This window comes from Caballeronia sp. LZ003 (assembly GCF_031451465.1).
GTDB lineage: Bacteria > Pseudomonadota > Gammaproteobacteria > Burkholderiales > Burkholderiaceae > Caballeronia.
Window position 1 is genome coordinate 2,476,796 of record NZ_JARUXJ010000001.1, and the last position, 18,928, is coordinate 2,495,723.

Consider the following 18,928-nt stretch of genomic DNA (forward strand, 5'->3'; position numbering starts at 1 on the left):
CCGAGTGGATCAACCGTTAGCTTCGCGCCGGCTCTGCATCCGATATTCGGTTGGAGAGATCAGAAGGCGCTTGCGAAAAATCTTGGCGAGCCGGTCGCCGTTGCCCATGCCGCTTCTGCGCGCGATCTTGTCCACCGGCAGTTCCGAGTCGGTGAGCAGCGCGCAGGTCACGGCGAGGCGTGCCTGCAACAGATAATCGGACGGCGTGATGCCCATCTCGATCTTGAAGCGGCGCAGAAAGTTGCGCTCGCTCATCGCGGCGACCTGAGCCGCATCGACGACGGAGATCGGCCGCTCGCAGTTGTCCTGGAGCCAGCGCGCCGCCGCGCGAATCTTGTCGCCCGCGGATGCCGCGCCGCTATCGCCCAGGATGGACACGAGCTTGGCGGCGGACCCCGGCATCAGGCGTTCGGCCACGTTGCGCGAGATGTCCAGCCCGAGGTCGCGCTTGACGAGCAGGAGCGCGCCCTTCATCGATTCGTAGCGGTCGCCGCCATCGGCGGACGGTTCGTCGCGCACGAGGTGGATCATGCTGTTGCCGTAGCGCGCCTGCGGGTCGTTGAGGCCCGGATGCACGCTGCCGATACCCGCGGCTTCCAGCACCTTGCGGCCTTCGGAGATCGCCTTGACGACAGTGGTCTTCGAATTCACGCGGCGCACCCATTCGATGATGCGGTCGTCGCGGGCCGCTTCATCCGCGCCGCGACCGCCGGCCACGAAGAGCGCATCGAAACCGCCGTAGTGACGAGCATCGAGACCGTCGGTCCAGACGCGCACCGACGACGAGCACGCGACGTTGCCGCCCTCCACCGAGAGAAAGCGCACGTCGTACTTGCAGTCGGCCTTCGCTTTCACCGACGACAGTTCGTTCGCCATGTGAAAAACTTCCGCGACGATTCCCGCGCCAAGGAGCGAAAATCCGTCGAACAGCAAAATCGCGATGCGTTTCACCTCGGTCTGAGACGGTCTCGTCGCGGGCGGCATCCAACCCATCACTGCGGGTTCGAGAGTGGCGTAAGGCATGGTCATCCTCTGCTGCTTTTTTGTTCCAGGAGTACGGCTTGCGTTCTCGGCCATTGCATTGCATCAAGGACTTTCCCGAACTGCGCCGGGTTGTCGTGACCGATGGGAACGAGAGGTTGGCGGAATCGATCCGTTGGTGTGAATAATAAGCAGACAAAGTTTTTTGTGGTGCGGATTTTCGCTCTTAAACCACAAAATCTGTTCGGTTGTGAGGGTGACCGCACATTGATATCTATCCCCAAATTCTTTTAGCGCAATCGTCCAAAGACTGATGAAACAAATACCGCGATTCATCATACAAACTTTATGCAAAGCGCCGGCTTGAAAAGAATTCGCGTATCGTAGAAACCGCTTTAGAAACTCCCGCCAAGCCCTAGCGCACGGCCCTGTGCGGCTCACAGACGATTGCGCCCTCGTGGGGGAAGCGTCGAAACTGATTCATCCGTGCAACATCGCATGCTTGGCGACTGTTCAGACGTTTCATCGGAATCGGAAATTTTTGGTTAATCCTCGATCCGGCGCCTATTCTCCAATTGATTAATTAGCTGTCTCGAATTAGATAAGTTTTGGAACGCTAATAATATTTCCTGGATTATATGAGCGCGCCAATTCGGATTATCAAAAACGCTTTGGACGCGGGAATCAAAAGCCGAATTTAATTAACTTTTGAAAGATTTCCTAAGACCTATCCTGCTGCATTGCAAGGCCGCGTTTCGCCGCAAACCACCGTGCACGTTAGACGTGCGCAGCGTGCTTATCCGCCAATGATTAGTCGTTTGCGGCGGTTTCTGTTCTGAGCCCCTTTTTTGAATGACCGATTGAAAGAATCTGTAATCTGCAATCTTCGATTCACGATTAATGGGCCTAATCGCGTATTTGACTGATCAGCGAATTCTTCGCACCGAGTCCCGCGCCGGCGGTCAACTTTTCCGCGCCCGCCGGAACGTTCGTTACGATTTGGAACGCCTCGGGTGTTTCACTCCTGATAAGCGCGCGGTCGTGCTCGAAGATCGGTCTTTTCGACACGATGAAGCTGCTATCGCACGCCGGTGGCCTGTATTCATCGGACGAAGCGGGCTTGCACGTGCGCGCGCGCACGCAGTGGATAAAGAAGTGGACGGCATCATCGCTTCTGAGCGGCACCACGCGCGCGCGAGAAACGTTTCAGTTTCGTAGCATCGGCGGCGCTTGGCGTCACGGCTTGCTCCTCATATCTCCCATACGGCCAAGGTCACGCGAACGATGAACGGATTACTCGCACCCCGCTTCACCGCCCTTCGCGTTGGCTGCCTCGCGTTTGCGCTCGCCTTCCTTGCGTCGATGACCGGCTGCGACGACGCCGCGTCCGAGGAAGCGGCGCCTGCCGCCAGCGCGGTGATCATCGACGGCGCCGCGTGGATTCCCTGCGCCGCCGAATACGGCGTCTGCACATTCGAAGGCGCCACGCGCGTGTTGTACGGCACGCCCGCGCAACACGCGATCAAGACCTTCACGGGCAGCGCACGCTGCGACAACAGCGCCTTCGACGACCCCGCTCCCGGCGTCGAAAAACATTGCTGGTATGCGAGCACGACCAAGACGGCAGCGCCCCGCGCGCAGTCCGCCGCGGCCGAACAACATACCGCTCCCGCCGATACCCCGCCGCTTCGCTGCAGCGCGCCGACACCGCCCGTATCGGCGTCAGTGAGCGGCGATATGCTCGAAGCGGACACGCCCGGCAGCGACGGCACGCGCATGTTCGCGCTGAAGACGCCGGTGCGCGTGGCCATCACCACGCGCGCCAAGGGCGCCGATACCGTCACATGGCAGATCCGCGACGTATGGAACACGGTCAAGGCGAGCGGCCAGTTTGCCGTCGATGCGCGCCCCGCGACTACTACGATCGTCTGCACGTCGGAGGCGGCGGGTTACTTCGCGGTGAGCGCATCGCTCAAATCGGGTAAGAGCGCGTTGCCAACGCGCGGCACACGGCCCACCGGCATCGCCACGTTCGGTGTGCTGCCGGTGGTGGCTCCGGCCTTGCCGCCCGTGGCGTTCGAGCATCCGGATCAGCATCGCTTCGGCGGACAAGGCGCGGCGTATCTCAAGCCGGGTCAAAGCTGCTGTTCCGGCGACGGTTATCGTCCGCTCTATCCCGAGCTAGGTCTCACCTGGGTCAACGACAACCGCAACTGGTACATGACCGAGGAAAAAGGCCCGAACACCTTCAACGCGGCAGCGGACAACCTCGCGCCCTACTTCAAGCCGGGCGATCTGCTGCGCCTCATCCAGCTCGATGGCATTCCCGCATGGGCGAGCCCCACGCACGAGCGCACGCACAGCTACGCGCCTTCCTCGCTCGATGCATACAGCGCCTACATGAAACGTGTCGGCGTGGAATCGAACGCGGTGAGAAAGCGCTGGTTCCCGCAGCAAGCGCACAACTACTACCAGGTCACATGGGAACCGGACTACGAAGGCGGTCTGCCCTGGCGCGACACGGACGCCAATCTCGTCGCGATGTACAAGGCCACCGCCGAGGCCATTCACGCGGGAGACCCCAACGCCGTCGTAATGGGCCTGACGCTGTCGAATCTGGCTTCGAACACGACGTGGCTCAAGCGTCTGGCGCCGCTTGGCATCGGCAAGTATCTGGATGGCGTGAGCGCGCATGGTTATTACGACGTGGGCACGTCGCCGTCGCACCCGCCGGAACGTTTCGATGCCGACGCCTCCACCGCATCGAAAGCGATGCCCGCCGCGATGCGCGAGCTGCGCCGCACGATGACCGAAGTCGTGAAGCCGGGCGCAAAGCTCTTCGTCACCGAGACAGGTATCAGCTACGACCTGAACACGAAGTACGGCCCGGCGACGCCGAACTGGAACGTGCTCTATGCACAAGGCGCGGTGACGGCGCGCGCGCATCTGATATTGCTTGGCGAAGGCGCGGACGTGAGCTTCGTGTTCTATTCCGCCGATCCGCCCGAGGTGGGCTATGGAGTGTTCTTCGATCTCGTGAATGCGCAAGGCGGCTACGGGCAGACGCAGATCAGCCCGAAGCCCGCCGCGATGGCCGTGGCCGCCATGACGCGTCTGATCGACGGCACGACCACGCTCGGCTATGTGAACGGCACGCCCAAAGGCGTCTACGGCTACGCGTTCCAGCGGCTGAATGGCGGCAAGGTGGTCACCGCGCTCTGGACCCATAGCAATGCGGTATGGCCGGGACCAAAGGGCTTCGATGCGTCGCATGGAGCGAACTACAGCCTCATCGTCGATGCGCCCGCGAAGTCCGGCACGGTGACGGTATTCGACATGATGGGCAATGCATCGACCATGAAGTACAGCGACGGGCGCCTGCCGCTCGTGCTGACCGAGGCGCCCATATACGTCGTCTCCGATAACGCCGATGCCATGCGCGCCAACGTCACGAAGCCCGCCGGATACACGGGTCGATGAGCCCTTGGCGAGCGGAAAAACCCGTGGCACACGTGGACGATCTTTCGGCGCTTTTCGCCAGTGTCGTTCATGCCTGTCGCGAGAATTCGCGCGCTACACTGAACGCGCGCCGTGCATATCGCGCGAGCAGCATCCATAACGATTAAAAGCAAAGACCAATGGAGCAGCAATGCTGAACGTGGACGATTTCATGACGGTGGTCCGGCTCACGCCGCTCATTTCGATCGACCTGATCGTGACCGACGGCAACCGCCGGGTTTTGGTCGGTCATCGCCGCAATCGACCCGCACAGGGCACGTGGTTCGTGCCGGGCGGGCGCGTGGACAAGGACGAATCGCTCGATGCCGCGTTCAAGCGCGTCGTCAGTAACGAACTGGGCGTGGCGAGCGTCGAGCGTTCGTCCTCGCGCTTTTATGGCGTGTTCGAGCATCGCTACGACGATAACTTCGCCGGCGAGCCCGGCTTCGGCACGCACTACATCGTGCTTGCCTACGCGATGAACCTGAGCGGCACGGTGCCCATCGGCCGCTTCGATCAGCACAGCGATTATCGATGGCTGCTGCCCGATGAACTGCTCGCACGCGAAGACGTGCACGAGAACACGAAGGCTTACTTCCGCTAAGCCGTGCAGCAATAAAAACGGCGCGCATCGCTGCGCGCCGTTCTCATCGAACCGAAACAGATGATGCTTCAGGCGATGACCGTGGAGTCTTCGCTCGTGTCGTCGACATCCACATCGGTGCGGACTTCTTCTGCTTGCGCCGCTTCCAGCTTGCCGAAATGCGCGTTCAGGTAGGCGGCGAACTCATCGCGCACTTCCGGATGACGCAGAGCGAATTCGACCGTCGCCTTCAGATAGCCGAGCTTGCTGCCGCAGTCGAAACGCTTGCCGTGATAGCGATACGCGAGCACCTGTTCCTGTTCGAGCAACGCGGCAATGGCGTCCGTCAGTTGAATCTCGCCGCCTGCGCCCGGCTTCTGCTGACGCAGGAAGTCGAACACGCGCGGCATCAGCACATAGCGGCCGACCACGCCGAAGTTCGAAGGCGCGAGCGCCGGTTCCGGCTTTTCGACCACGCGCGAGAGCTTGAAGAGACCGTCGTCCCAGGGCTTGCCCTCGATCACGCCATACGAGCGCGAATCCTTGCGGTCGATCTCCTCGACGCCGATCACCGACGAATGATAGTGGTCGAACACATCGACCATTTGCGAGAGCACGGGCGGCTTGCCGTCGAGCAGGTCGTCCGCGAGCACGACCGCGAACGGTTCGCCGCCGACGAGCTTTTCCGCGCACAACACGGCGTGACCGAGACCGAGCGCTTCGGCCTGACGCACGTACATGCAGGTGACATGGCTCGGCAAGATGCCGCGCACGAGTTCGAGCAGCTTGTCCTTGCCGCGCGCTTCGAGTTCGGCTTCGACTTCATAGGACTTGTCGAAGTGGTCTTCGATTGCGCGCTTGCTGCGCCCGGTCACGAAGATCATCTCCGTGATGCCAGCGGCCATCGCTTCTTCGACCGCGTACTGAATCAGCGGCTTGTCCACGACGGGCAGCATTTCCTTCGGACTCGCCTTCGTTGCGGGCAGGAAGCGCGTGCCGAGACCGGCTACTGGGAATACCGCCTTGCGTACCTTGAGCATCGGCTCACCTCGGTTGTCGGTTGCACGAGGCGTTGCGACGCGTCTTGGAGCGTTCGCGGCCGCCTCTTGTTGTGGGATATGTAGTGGAATCAATCGCCCGATTTCATCAGACGACATGAGTGATGCCAGCTTATCGTCCGAATATCGAAATCATCTGCCAACAGTTCGCCATTATCCGACGATGGCGACGGCGTTTGCTGCCTGCCGCGTATAGTGCCACGCATATAGCTTGGTTTTCCCTCTGCTTTTCGCTCCACCAGGGAGATTACGACACAGGGGATGAACAGGAGAAAGTCGATGGTATATGCCAACGGTATGGGCCGGCTGCAGGTCGTGCGCTCGCCCGAAACCGACGCGCCGCCCGCCGATGTGGCCAGCATGGCGAAGCGAATCGGCATTCTGATCTTCGAGGACTTCTCGCTCGTCGAAGTCAGTTCTATTTCCGAAGTTTTTTCGCTTGCCAACCAGGTTCGCCTGCCTGCTCATGCGGGCTCGAACGCTGCGGCGCCGAACTATTCGCTGATGTTCGTGTCCAGTGAAGGCGGGAGCGTGGCGAGCAGTTGTTCCATGCGCATCTGGAGCGAAAGCCTCGAAAACCGCTGGATGAACGAGTGCGATGCCCTTTTCATCGCGGGCGGCGAAGGCGCGCGGCACGCGCGGCACGACGTCATGTTGCGCAAACGCCTTGGGCGTATCGCACCGAAGATCCCGTTCATCAAGGCTATCGGCGAAGGCGCGCACATTCTGGCGGCGGCGAATCTCACGCTGCAGAACCGTTCGCTCGATTTCGGCGATGAACCCGCGCAGGACGCGTTGTCCTCGGCCTTGTCGCCTGCGTTGTCGAACGCACTTTTCATCGCGGAACAAACGCTTACGCTGGACGATCCAAAAGGCCCGATCGCGGCGGCGTTGTCCATCATCAAGCGCGATCACGGCGCGGCGGTGGCGCGCGAAGTGTCGGAGCGCACGCTGCCGGGCGCGTGGCACAAGCTTGCAACCGTGCTGGAAGACACCGACAGCGGCGGCGTGCGCCAGAAGATCGACGCAGCCGCGCGCTGGATGCGCGAGAACTACGTGAAGCCGATTTCGATCACCGATGCGGCGCGCGTCGCGGCCATGAGCGAACGCAACTTCCTGCGCCGCTTCAAGGCGCAAATCGGGCTCACGCCTTCGGAATATCTCTTGCGCGCGCGACTGGACGCGAGTTGCATGCTTCTTGCGGGAACGGACTTACCGGTGGACAAGATTGCGCGCCGATGCGGCGCGGGCAGTGGCGACGGCCTCGCGAAGATCTTTCGCAAGCGGCTGTCGATCTCGCCGACGGAATACCGCATGGCGGGACGGCGCAAGCAAGCGGCCGACACGACATAGACTTTATGGCGACATAAGCTTAAACAGCGCATGGACCGATGCGCGCCAGGACGGGGTAACGAAAAAAGCATGGAAACGAAAATACTCTGGATTTTTTCCAATCTCGGCGACGCGGCGCTTCTTTTGCCGCTCGCACTCGTTTGCGCACTGTGGTTGCGCTCGGTGGACATGCGGCTCGCCATTCGCTGGGCCGTGCTGCTGACGGCCGGCATGGGTTTGGTCGGCCTTTCGAAGATTCTCTATGCAGGCTGCGGCCTCGAAGTGCCGGCCATCGAATTTCGTATGATCAGCGGGCACACCATGCTCGCGGCATCGATCTATACGGTCGCCGCAGGCTTGCTCGCGGGCGGGCTCGGAAGAGCGTGGTATCTCCTGGGCGCGGCAGCGGGACTCGTACTCGCGGCGCTGATCGGCGCAAGTCGTATTCTGCAGGACGCGCACACGCCCGCTGAAGTCGTGGCTGGCTGGCTGCTCGGCGGCCTCATCGCCTTCCTGTTGTTGCGCCATGTGTTTGCCGTGCCGCGCAAGATGCCGCGCGCGCTCGTGGCGGGCCTCGGGCTGCTCGCCGTCTCTTCGATCGCTTACGGCCATCACGCGCCGTTCCAGCGGATGATCGAACACTACTCGTGGTGGCTGTGCCGCGGACTCGGACTGTCGTGATCGTGCGCGCCGGCCACGGTTGCTGCGCGGCTGGCGGGTTCCAAAGTATGATCCCCGCTTGATCAACAGTTCGACCGCCGTGCATGCCTGCATCTTTGCGCGCGCGGCCGTGATTGCAGACGAGTATGGATCGCTTTCTCGCCATGAAGGTCTTTGCGCGCGTCGTCGAGGCGGGCAGCTTCTCCAAGGCCGCCGATGCGCTGCGCCTGCCGCCCGCGAGCGTATCGCGCACGCTGCAAGCGCTCGAAGCGCATCTCGGCGCACGCCTCATCAATCGCACCACACGCAGCATCAGCATCACCGAAGACGGCGAGGCTTACTACGATCGCTGCGTGCGCGTGCTGGGCGAGATCGACGACATGGAAGCGTCGCTCTCGCATTCGAAGCTCAGTCCCAAGGGCAACGTCAAGGTCAGCCTGCCGCAGGTCATGGCGAAAAGCACCATCATTCCCGCCTTGCCGGAATTCTTCGCGGCTTATCCGGATATCGGCGTCGAATTGCTTTTGACGGACCGCTCGGTCGATCTCGTCGAGGAAGCCGTGGATTGCGTGGTGCGCGTGGGCGCGGTCGGCGACGTCGGCCTCGTGGCCAAGCGCATCGGCGCGTATTCGCAGATCACGTGCGCGTCGCCCGGCTATCTCGAGAAGTACGGCACGCCGCGCACGCTCGACGATCTCGAACAGCATCTCGCGGTCGGCTACGTGCTCAACAAGTCGGGGCGCGTGCGCAACTGGGAATTCGTCGTCGATAACGAAACGCGCACCATCGCGATGAAGCACAAGATCGCGGTGAACGACGGCGATTCGTACATTGCGTGCGGCGTCTCGGGCCTCGGACTCATCCAGAGTTCGAGCTACACGCTCGACCCTTATGTGAAAAGCGGCGCGCTCGTGGAAGTGCTGAACGAGTATCCGTCGTATGCGCGCGTGGTGTCGGTGCTGTATGCGGCGAACCGGCATCAGCCGCGGCGCGTGCGCGTCTTCATCGACTGGGTGGCGGAGCTCTATGGACGCTTGCCCGCGTTTCAGGCGAGCGGCAAAACGGTCTCGCCGTCGTGACGATCGGCATGGTGCGCCAGTCGTAGGCGCCATACACACGTTCGAGCGCGCGAAGGTCCTGCGCTCGGGCACTCGCGTGAATCCCTTGCAGCTCGCTCAGTTCGAACTCCACTGCATGACAGTTGGCGTAGTCGCGCGAGCGTAACGCTGCGCCGATGGTCGTGAAGAAAGCCGTCGTCGGCACGTCGAAGCCCGCTGCGATATGCAGCGCGGCGGTATCGGGCGTTGCCAGATAACAGGCGTGTCCGATCCACGCGATGAATTCCGCCGTATCCCTGGAACGCGCCGCGATGTCGCGATAGTGCGGATGATCGATCGCGCCGAAGCCATACACGGGCAAGCCGAATTCGTCCCACAGACGCGCGACGATGCGCCCACGCGCCGCCTGCGGCACGCTGCGCACTGGCGTGCTCGCGTTGGGACAGAACAGCACATACGCCGCGTCGTCTGCGTGACGCGCGGGCAAGGGCAAGGCCAGATCACGCAGCCAGCGATTGCGCTTGTCTTCCGGCGCTACGCTTAGCGGGTCCACGCCTAACGCGCGGATGAAGAAATCGATCATCGGCATCGAGGCGAAGCTCGGCCAGAAGAGATGATTGCCGAGGTCGATCTTCGGTTCATCGGCGGGCAGGCTTGCGAGCGGCACCGGCAGATCGATCACATCGCCCCCGACGAGCGGCGCGGCCAGTTCATACAAGCGCTTCACGTAGCCTGGCGCATGAGCCGGCCGATAAGTCGTAAACGTGAGATGCGGCCAGCGTCGCTTGATCGCGAAGAGCGCGGACAGGCCGATGATCGAATCGCCCAGCGTCACACCGAACGCGTTGATGAGATGAACGCGGCGCGCGGCTGCATAGTTCGCCGTGAAGGGCGTGGAGACGGCGCAGAGAATGTCGCGCCGCGCGTCGTGTAATGACTTGAAGCCGGAGGCATCGCTACCGGTGGCTTCGAGATCGTAGGACGCGACGATCTCGCCGTGCCTCGATAACAACGAACCCGCATGGGTCAGCGCATGGACTTCATCGAAAGTCGTCATGCGCTGTTGGCTCCGTCAGCGCGACGTGCCGCGCTCGTTGGCCACTTTCGCCACTTTCGCAACCGGCACGCTTTGCAGCGTGGGGTTGATCACCGTCTGATACTCCGGCACCCAGCGACGCAGATCGCGCCGCACTTCGTCATCCGCGAGCACGCGATGCTGCATGAGCCACGGCAATAACTCGTCGATGAAGTTTTCTGGCACGCCTCGCGCCTGCGCGATCCGCAGTTTGGGATGCGGCGTGCGCGTGGTGGTTTCGTCGTCGGCGAGTAGTTCCTCGTAAAGCTTCTCGCCCGGCCGCAAGCCGGTGAACACGATGCGAATCTGTTCTTCGCTGTAACCGTAGAGCCGGATCAGATCGCGCGCCAGATCGACGATCTTCACGGGCTGACCCATATCCAGAATGAAAATCTCGCCGCCACGTCCCATGCTCGATGCCTGCAACACGAGTTGCGCGGCTTCGGGAATGGTCATGAAGAAGCGCGTGATTTCCGGATGCGTCACCGTTACCGGGCCGCCCTTCGCAATCTGCTGCTGGAACTTGGGGATCACGCTGCCCGCGCTGCCGAGCACATTGCCGAAGCGCACCGTCTCGAACTGCGTGTGCGGCGCGGCCTGTTGCAAGGCCTGACACGCCATCTCGGCGAGCCGCTTGCTGGCGCCCATCACGTTGGTCGGGTTGACGGCCTTGTCGGTGGAAATCAAAACGAAGTGGCGCACGTCATGGCGAATCGCCGCGCGCGCGACGCGCAGCGTGCCGAGCACGTTATTGCGCACGGCTTGCCAGGCGTTCTGCTCTTCCATCAGCGGCACGTGCTTGTAGGCGGCCGCATGAAACACGATATGCGGCGCAAAGCGCGCCATGGTCTGATCGAGCAGCAGCGAATCCTTGGCGTCGCCAACGACCGGAATCACCGAGCAATCCGTGAATTTCTCGTGCAGCTCCTCGATCAGGCGATACATCGCGTATTCGCTCAGATCGTAGGCGACGAGTTGCGCCGGCGAGAAACGCAGAATCTGCCGGCATAGTTCCGAGCCGATAGAACCGCCCGCGCCCGTCACCATTACTACACGACCGTGCAGCAACTGTTCGACGTGCGGCATGTCGATTTTGACGGGCTCGCGGCCGAGCAAATCCTCGAGATCGATCTGCCGCACGCGCGACAGGAAACCGCCCTCGCCTTGCGTCAATTGACTGAGCGCGGGCAGCACCATGACCTTTACGCCCGCGCGCACGCACAGCGTGGCGACGCGGCGCTGCTCTTCCGCCGATGCCGAGGGAATCGCGATGATCGCGTAATCGGTCTTGTATTGCTCCGCGACCTGCTGCAAATCGCCGAAACTGCCGAGCACCTTGTGGCCGAGCACTTCGCGGCCTTGTTTCGAGCGGTCGTCATCGAGCAGGCCGACCAGACGCCATTCGCTCGAACGCGCAAGTTCACGCGCCAGCATGGCGCCGGCAGTGCCTGCGCCGAGCACGATCACAGGCTTGCCCTGCCCGACGAGCCCGCCATAGAGATAGAACTCCTTGGTCGCACGATAGAGCGCGCGCGCGCCGCCCATTGCGAGAAATAGCAACAGCGGCTCGACGATCAGCACCGAGCGAGGAATCACGGGCGTTGGTTGCGCCATGACCGCGCCGATCATGACGACGAGCGCGCCGACGGCGACCGACTTCGAGATGCGCATCAGATCGGGCAGACTCGCGAACACCCACATGCCGCGATAGAGACCGAAGACGCGGAACATGACGCCGTAGACAGGCAGCACCCAGATGAGCGCCATGAATGCGCCGTGCTGAAACTCGGGTGGCACCGCGCCGTTGAAGCGGATCATGTAGGCGACGAGCCATGTCGCGGCAACCGCGCACAGATCGAACGCGAAGGCTCCGGCGGAAAGCCAAGGAGCTTTGTATCGAATCATCCGCGTGTACCTCTAGGTTGTCCGGAGTGAAGCGCTTGATGACGGCGCCAGCAAACATCGACGACTGAGCCTGCCGCCACGACAACGACCACCCATACTGCGACCGCCAGCCACTGGCTCGCGGGAGACCACGCGAGCGCCGAGATGGCGAGCACGACGCCCGCGAGCATCAGCACATACCACGCAAGCGCCGTCCGCGCGTGGCCGGCGCCGGCTTGAACCATGCGTTGATAGTAATGCTCCCGGTGAGCCTGCCAAAACCTTTCTCCGCGCGCGAGACGCTTGAGCAGCGTCACCGACGCGTCGCCGATGAACGGCGAAAACACCAGCGCCGGAAACCAAACGGGCCACGTGCCCTTGAGCCAGCCCCAATATCCGAATGCTCCAGCCAAGAATCCTAAGGGAATCGACCCCGAATCTCCCAGAAAAATCCTAGCCGGATGAAAATTGAATAGCAAGAAGCCCGCTGCGGCACCGGCGAGCGCCGCGCTCGCGACGCCTAAATCGATCTGCGGCACGGGCCCGGAGAGCGCCGCGACGGCGTAACCGCCGAAACCGAATAGCGCCATGCCGCCTGCGAGGCCGTCGGAGCCATCCATGAAGTTGTAGAGATTGACGAGCCAGACCATGAGGAAGCCGACGGCAACCAGCGCCCACCAAGGCACCGGCGCGGGATTCAGCGCGATGAGCAGAGCAACGGCGGCCACGTGCGCGCCGAAGCGCACGCGGGCGGGCAAGCCGCGACGATCGTCGATTTGCGATACCGCCGCGAGCACCGCGGTCAAGAGCGCGGCAAGCCACAGCGTGGGCGTGGCGACCAGCATGGCGATGACGGCAACCGGAACGATTCCCCATCCGCCGACACGCGGCGTCGGACGGCTATGAAGCGAACGTTCGTTCGGAATATCGGTGGCGAGGCGCCAGGCCAAGCCCGTGCGAAGCAAGGCTGAGAGGATCGCGGCGCATGCTGCGAGCGATCCCGCTGCGACTAAAGCAGCGGCAATCCATGGAGAACTGACGACAAAAGGTGACAGCGGCTGGGTCATTTCCCGGAAGTTGCAAGGTGAGGTTCTTTCGACTGTGACAAATCATGCCCTCTGCGACGCGGCGCGCGTGTTACCGGGGCTTATCCGTTGTTACCGGACGTTAACTCGACATAATTAGCTCGGAATTATGTTTTCCGCAGACGATACGCGCGATACCAGTCCGCCGTTGCGGCGAGGCCTTCGTCGAGCGTGTACGGCGGGCGCCAGCCTAGCACATCGCGGATGTGAGTCGAGTCGATCTGGAGGCTGCCGGTCAGGCGAGCGATTTGAGGAGATTTGCCGGTGAGTCTGCCTGCCAGTTTCAAGGCGCCGACCGGCACGGACACCAGCCGCGCGGGCTTATGCAGATGATGCCCTAGACGCCGGGCGAGGTCTGCGACACCGGGATCTTCGCCATCCGTGACATGGAATAGCTGATTCGCGGCGCGCGGATGCGTGGCGCAGGTGACGAGCGCATCGGCGAGATTCATCACGTAGCAAAGGCTTCTGCGTGCTTCCACCGCGCCGATGGGCAACGGCATGCCCTTGGCGATCGCGTCCATCAGGCTCAGGAAATTGGCGCGCACATCGGGGCCATAGACCAGCGGCGGACGCGCGATCACGATTTCCAGGCCGGTGCGCGCGCCGAACTCCTTCAGCCTGATCTCCGCTTCGAGCTTGGAGACGCCGTATGGATCGGGTGGATGCGGCGTATCGGTTTCCTTGAGCGGACGGCCATCGTCCAGTTCGGCGAGCGCCTTGATGCTGCTCACGAAGATGAAGCGCCGCGCGCCTGCGCGATGTGCCGCGTCGGCGACGCTGAGGGTGCCATCGACGTTGATTGCGCGAAAGGCGGCGAGCGGGTGGGTGGCCGCGTCGCTCATGACGTGGACGCGCGCGGCCAGATGAATCACCGACGCGCACTTTTCGAAGGATGTGGGCGTGATTGCATCGAGCGAGCCGATGTGCACGGGCGTGACGCCCGGCTCGACCGCTGCAGCCTCGCGCACGATGCCTACAGGCTCTTTGCCCGCATCGAGCAGCAAGCGCGACACGGCCCGCCCGACGAACCCGTTTGCTCCGGTCACGCCGATGCGCTCGCTCATAGCCATCTCCAGCCGAAGCGGTTGAAGAACCTGCACGCCGACGTGACGAAGAGCTTGATGTGTTTGAAGCCCTTGCGCGCCGCGTCGCCACCATGATGCAGCACGCGTACCGAGGGCACGTAGGCCACGCGGGCGATTTCGTGGGTACGCAGGCTCAGGTCGTAGTCTTCGAAGTAGAGGAAATAGCGCGGGTCGAAGCCGCCGAGTTTTTTGAGAACCTCGGTGCGGAATAGCATGAAGCAGCCGCTGACGATGGGCGGGTCCCAGAGGATGTCTTCGTCGTTGATGACGTCGCGCATTTCGTAACGGGCCAGGCGGTTTTCAAAGGGCGCGCGAAGGCGTGCTGGGAGAAAGCCGCGCACGAAAAGATCGAGGACGGTTGGGAAGCGGCGGCAGAGGAATTGTTGGTGGCCGGTGTCGTCGATGATCATCGGAGAAACGAGACCCGCCTCTGGGTGAGCTTCCAGGAACGCGAGCGCACGTACGAGCGCTTCGGGGTCGAGCTCGATGTCGGGGTTCAGTATCAGGTGATAGCGGCTCGTTGCGCGCTCGATCGCGAGGTTGTGGCCGCGACCGTAGCCGACGTTCCCTTGATCGCTCAGAAAGATAGTCTCGACGTGCGTGACCGCCGCAGCCTCCGACAACTCGATCTTGTCCTGCGGTCCACCGTTGTCAATCAGATAGAGCGATGTCCTCAATCGAGGAGGTGCGCCGAGTCGTTGCAAAGCGATGCTCAAAGTGCGAAGCGTGCGCCCGAGCAACTCGTGATTCGGGCGGTAGGTTACGATCGACGCGCTGAAAGTAGGCAGTTCGACCGTCATGTGAAAAGCCCGTCCGAACTGCCCATTGAATCACGGTGATGCGAATGCATAAGGGGAAAATCGCTGTCACGTCGAGACGGTGAATTCTCACGCAAAAACAGCGTGACATAAAGACATGCGCCGTCGCGCCACACATTTCTTTTACTAGTGGATGAGCCGTCGGTACGCAAAGTTCTTGGAGGGGCTCGCGAATGCAGTCTATTTTACGCTCGCGGCTTGGCGCAGCTCCGATCCTGATATATGAATCCCACAAAGCTGCGGCACAGCCTTGATCGATTCCAGGCAGTGACACGGCCTTGCACAAGAGCGTATCAGGCGCTGTCTGATGCTCGCCTGCCGTGCTGCCAGTGCAACATCGAAAGACTATCAATAGGGCGACAACGCATAAATTTCCCAGACTGGCGAACGGCGGCCGAGGACCGCGTAGGCTCCTGGCCAGTAGGGTGTCGCTACAAACGTCTCGCCACCTTCAAGGAACTCATGTTCCAGCCGCTGAAGTAACGTCACACTCGAAGCAGTACCTGCGTCCAGAAGAAGTTTATCATCGCCGACCATCACTTCCGAGCACGACTCAGGAGTGCATTGGAAGCCCGGATGTACGGGAACCATGATGAGCGCGCTGACTGCGAGCAGGCCAGCAAGTGAACTCCATCCAGCCAGTCGCTTGCCGGACACCCGGACCACCAGAAAGGTCAAAAGCAAGGGAAAAATGCCCAAGGCAAGATGGCCGATATCCGCTCGCGAGAACGCGTAGTGCGCGTAAGGAAGAATAAAGCATACCGGTGCTACAAGAGCAGGCGCATACGCGCGCTTGCGCATGCGCCCAATGCCGATCACGAGAATTGCTCCGACACCGGTCACGACGAGTGCAACGAATGCGAGGCCGATCAACAGGTCGCGCGTCACCCATGCCAAACCGTGCCTAATCCAGTCGACGGCCCAGGGCCAGGGCACCGGTAATGGCAGGTTGGTCGTCTTGATGCTGACGAGAAAGAGAACATCCTGCCAGAACGCGCGCGCGAAGCCCGGAACCAGCGCGAACATGAAGAGTACCGGCAGATACCCGACTACAATGCCGACGCTCCATGCAGGCAAGCCCGAAAACAGTGATCGACGGGTGCCCGACGAAGTCATCAGATACGCGAAACCCAACACGCTACCCGCTGCGCCATAGACTCCGTGATTGCGGCCGAACACTGCCGCGATGCCAACCGCTGCGCCCAGAATCAGGAAGCGTGTCCGCGACGGTTGCGATAGCAAAGCGCAAAGGGCCGCGACGAGCATGAGGCAGATCGAGATGTCGAAGAGTTTGTGCCTCGGAAACATCCACAATGCGAGGACGACGGCACCGACAACGAGTTGCGCCCAATTCGCCGCGGCGCGTCGCAGCACGTACAAGCCGCATGCAATCCCGAGCGCCTCGAATGACGCCACGGCGACGCGCAGCGCCATGATCCCGTTATCACCGACAAGGCGCATCAACGCCGAGCACCAGTAATACCGGCCGGGATCGTAGGCCATGAAGTCACGTATCGGCACGTCACCGATCATGGTGCGCTGCGAGCCATACCAGAGATAACCCTCGTCGGCGAGACTCAAACCGGCGCGCCCTTCCAGAACAAAATGGGCAAGCGTGACGACTACAGCGAGCAAGGTCACGATAAGAACATCGCGCATCGCATTGCGAGATGGAGGCATCACGTCAGCGGGCAGTTCCAAGGTCGGCGGCACTATTATGGTTTCGTTTTGACTCGGCTCAAAACTGCGCGCAACGGCCCCGTGACGCGCCACATCCGTGAATTCAGGATGGCTTGCAATTCGCGCTGCACGGTCTCCTGTGCCTTGAGCGCTGCCTGCACTTCCGCGCGTGCAGCCTCTTCTGCAACTCGCACCTCCGACTGCGCAGCCTCCTGCGCCGTGCGCGCTATCTGCGCGTCTAGCCGTGCTGCACGCTCCGCTTCCCTCGCATTCGAAACTTCCGCGATGAGGTGGTCACGATGATGCTGCAGTTCATTGAGATGACCCGTCATCTCTGCATTCTGAGTGCGTGAGCCGTCAAATTCATGCCGAAGTGCAATCAGTTCCCCCGTGACCTGGCTGTTTCGTGCTACCAGACTGTCGGTGATGTGCGCATGCATGTCGAGCTCGCTGGGAAGGCGCGCCTCCGTCCAGCGCGCGGCATCGATTCCTTCCACTTCCCGCCCCAGCGCAAAGCTCATGAAGCGCGCTTCTCGCTGCAAGTAATCTTCGATCAAGGACTGGGTAAGTTCCAGTCCCAGATGAGCGAACGTTTCGACGAAAAAGCTTTGTCGATGCAGCCATCGCAAATCACGCGGCATGGCGCATGTCGAAGTTCCGCGAATCATCAACGTCAGCGCGCGAAACAACAGATAACCCACCGGCAGCGGCTTGCGCGAGAACCACTCTCGATCGATCGCGCAAGGCGTGCCGTCCGGCGTGATGACGATATTTTGCGGCACGACGTCGAGCATATCGCCGGGGAATTCAAGATCGGGCGCAAAAACCGCCGGTCGCTCGACCTGTGCGCCTGCAAGGTCAAAAAGCGCCTCGACATAGCGATGTGCAATGTCCGCAACCTGTTTGATCGCCCAACCAGGCACGGTCACCAGACGACCGAAGTCCTCGTCGAGCGTAGCGCCGTGTACTAACGGCTCATGTAGAGCGTGATGTCCAAACTCCTCATGCGCCGCCGCCGTCGCAGTGGACAGCGCGTCACGCAAAACCTGCACCGCGCCATCGCGTTCGACGAACTGCGTGACCTTGCAGTAGGCTGGCTGCCGCTCGACTGAGTAGTGATAAGCGAGCGAGCCCGGCTGAAACCGCGATGGCAACGACTCGGCTTTCGAGGCTACGAACAGGAAAGAGTTGGACAGATCGGCCAGCAAGCCATTGCGTCCCACCGTGCGCCATACGCGCTCGAGCGCGAAAGTCAGCACCGCGGAGTTAACCTGAAAGTCGCGCGTGGCGGTCTGCGCCGCGAGCACGTCGGGCTTGAAGCCCTCGTGCGCCGCGAGTGAGGCCGGGAGCAAGACCGAGGACGGCAGCTTGTAATCCGGAAACGGCAGGGCAAGTTCGATCGTTTTGAAGCCCGCCGTAGCGAGCCTCTGTTCCAGTTCCAGACGGCCAAACGTTTCAACGCCGGGCCTTTGATACAGCCCTTGCACGCCAAACATCCGAATGCCGAGATGATCTTCAGGCGCACCGCCCAGGTATTTGAGCCCTAGCTGGTTTTCAATCGCGATGATCAGGATGCCATCGGGCTTCAGCATGCCTTGCACTGCTTCGAGCATCGCCTGCGCCGGATTTTCGCTCGCACCGAACAAGGCGGCATATTCGAGCACGCCGATCAGGGTGACCACGTCGAACTGGCGAGACGGCCGAAAGCCATCGAAACGATCGTTCAGTACAGTAACATTGGGCAGATCCCTGGTGCGCAGCGCAGCGATCGATGCCCTGCGCTGACTACCTTCAACCGCGAGAACGTTACCGCCGCATTCGCCGAGAAAGCGCGAGATAGCGCCACAACCTGCACCGATTTCCAGGATGTCCCCAGTCAGCCGATGTGCAAGCGGTCGCATCAGAGACGCTCGCGCAGCATTCAGGTGATAGCGGCGCGGCCAGTCTGTGCAATGAATTGCAAGTTCCGGCGACAGCACGGACAGATCGTTTGCCTCTCGCAAAATCGCGACGAGCGCCTCTTCCACTTCGTCACCATCGCTGTAGGCGAATGTCTCTGCGGAATCGCGACGCCAGACTCGCAATGCCTCGTCGAAGACATAACCATTCGAAGCCAGTTCGGATTGGA

Annotated in this window: 14 protein-coding genes; 5 read left to right on the forward strand and 9 right to left on the reverse strand. The window is 61.6% G+C overall.

The genetic code is table 11. The annotated features are described in order from the left end of the window. Nucleotides 1-9: 9 nt before the first annotated feature. Complete coding sequence (locus QCE79_RS11155) at nucleotides 10-1,023, reverse strand: GlxA family transcriptional regulator (protein WP_244826049.1); 1,014 nt, start codon at nucleotides 1,021-1,023, stop codon at nucleotides 10-12. A gap of 1,242 nt (nucleotides 1,024-2,265) precedes the next feature. On the opposite strand from QCE79_RS11155, the gene QCE79_RS11160 reads away from it, so the two are divergent. Together QCE79_RS11160 and QCE79_RS11165 are read left to right on the forward strand one after the other, a co-directional pair. Continuing rightward, complete coding sequence (locus QCE79_RS11160; RefSeq protein ID WP_309844151.1) at nucleotides 2,266-4,461, forward strand: hypothetical protein; 2,196 nt, start codon at nucleotides 2,266-2,268, stop codon at nucleotides 4,459-4,461. 169 nt (nucleotides 4,462-4,630) lie between these two features. Next, entirely contained in the window at nucleotides 4,631-5,083 is a 453-nt protein-coding gene (locus QCE79_RS11165) for a GDP-mannose mannosyl hydrolase (RefSeq protein ID WP_244826052.1), read from the forward strand. 68 nt (nucleotides 5,084-5,151) lie between these two features. On the opposite strand, the gene galU is transcribed toward QCE79_RS11165, so the two are convergent. Then, nucleotides 5,152-6,102, reverse strand: a complete 951-nt coding sequence (gene galU, locus QCE79_RS11170) for a UTP--glucose-1-phosphate uridylyltransferase GalU (protein WP_244826053.1) — start codon at nucleotides 6,100-6,102, stop codon at nucleotides 5,152-5,154. A 297-nt stretch (nucleotides 6,103-6,399) separates the two neighbouring features. Between galU and QCE79_RS11175 the strand changes: the two genes are divergently transcribed. From QCE79_RS11175 to QCE79_RS11185, 3 genes are all read left to right on the forward strand, one after another. Then, entirely contained in the window at nucleotides 6,400-7,473 is a 1,074-nt protein-coding gene (locus QCE79_RS11175) for a helix-turn-helix domain-containing protein (protein WP_309844155.1), read from the forward strand. Nucleotides 7,474-7,542: 69 nt separating this feature from the next. Continuing rightward, nucleotides 7,543-8,133 (forward strand): phosphatase PAP2 family protein, encoded by a 591-nt coding sequence (locus QCE79_RS11180; protein WP_244826057.1) that lies wholly within the window; start codon nucleotides 7,543-7,545, stop codon nucleotides 8,131-8,133. Nucleotides 8,134-8,258: 125 nt separating this feature from the next. Further along, nucleotides 8,259-9,191, forward strand: a complete 933-nt coding sequence (locus QCE79_RS11185) for a LysR family transcriptional regulator (RefSeq protein ID WP_250465414.1) — start codon at nucleotides 8,259-8,261, stop codon at nucleotides 9,189-9,191. On the opposite strand, the gene QCE79_RS11190 is transcribed toward QCE79_RS11185, so the two are convergent. The 7 genes from QCE79_RS11190 to QCE79_RS11220 all read right to left on the reverse strand — a co-directional run bounded on the left by QCE79_RS11190 (nucleotide 9,115) and on the right by QCE79_RS11220 (nucleotide 18,827). After that, nucleotides 9,115-10,227, reverse strand: coding sequence for an ADP-heptose--LPS heptosyltransferase (locus QCE79_RS11190; RefSeq protein ID WP_309844158.1), 1,113 nt, complete (start codon nucleotides 10,225-10,227; stop codon nucleotides 9,115-9,117). The genes QCE79_RS11185 and QCE79_RS11190 overlap by 77 nt on opposite strands. A 15-nt stretch (nucleotides 10,228-10,242) precedes the next feature. Then, a complete protein-coding gene (locus tag QCE79_RS11195) occupies nucleotides 10,243-12,150 on the reverse strand; it encodes a nucleoside-diphosphate sugar epimerase/dehydratase (RefSeq protein ID WP_309844159.1) in 1,908 nt (635 codons plus the stop codon). Further along, on the reverse strand, nucleotides 12,147-13,196 hold the full coding sequence (locus tag QCE79_RS11200) for a glycosyltransferase family 4 protein (protein ID WP_309844161.1): 1,050 nt from the start codon (nucleotides 13,194-13,196) through the stop codon (nucleotides 12,147-12,149). The genes QCE79_RS11195 and QCE79_RS11200 overlap by 4 nt, the downstream gene beginning before the upstream one ends. A 125-nt stretch (nucleotides 13,197-13,321) precedes the next feature. Then, nucleotides 13,322-14,281, reverse strand: a complete 960-nt coding sequence (locus QCE79_RS11205; protein ID WP_309844164.1) for an SDR family oxidoreductase — start codon at nucleotides 14,279-14,281, stop codon at nucleotides 13,322-13,324. Next, nucleotides 14,278-15,102, reverse strand: coding sequence for a glycosyltransferase family 2 protein (locus QCE79_RS11210; RefSeq protein WP_309844167.1), 825 nt, complete (start codon nucleotides 15,100-15,102; stop codon nucleotides 14,278-14,280). Before QCE79_RS11210 ends, QCE79_RS11205 begins: the two co-directional genes overlap by 4 nt. 366 nt (nucleotides 15,103-15,468) lie before the next feature. Then, nucleotides 15,469-16,821 (reverse strand): hypothetical protein, encoded by a 1,353-nt coding sequence (locus QCE79_RS11215; RefSeq protein WP_309844171.1) that lies wholly within the window; start codon nucleotides 16,819-16,821, stop codon nucleotides 15,469-15,471. Nucleotides 16,822-16,835: 14 nt separating this feature from the next. Continuing rightward, nucleotides 16,836-18,827: a methyltransferase gene (locus QCE79_RS11220; protein ID WP_309844173.1), complete on the reverse strand. Its 1,992-nt coding sequence runs from the start codon at nucleotides 18,825-18,827 to the stop codon at nucleotides 16,836-16,838. Between the last annotated feature and the right edge of the window lie 101 nt (nucleotides 18,828-18,928).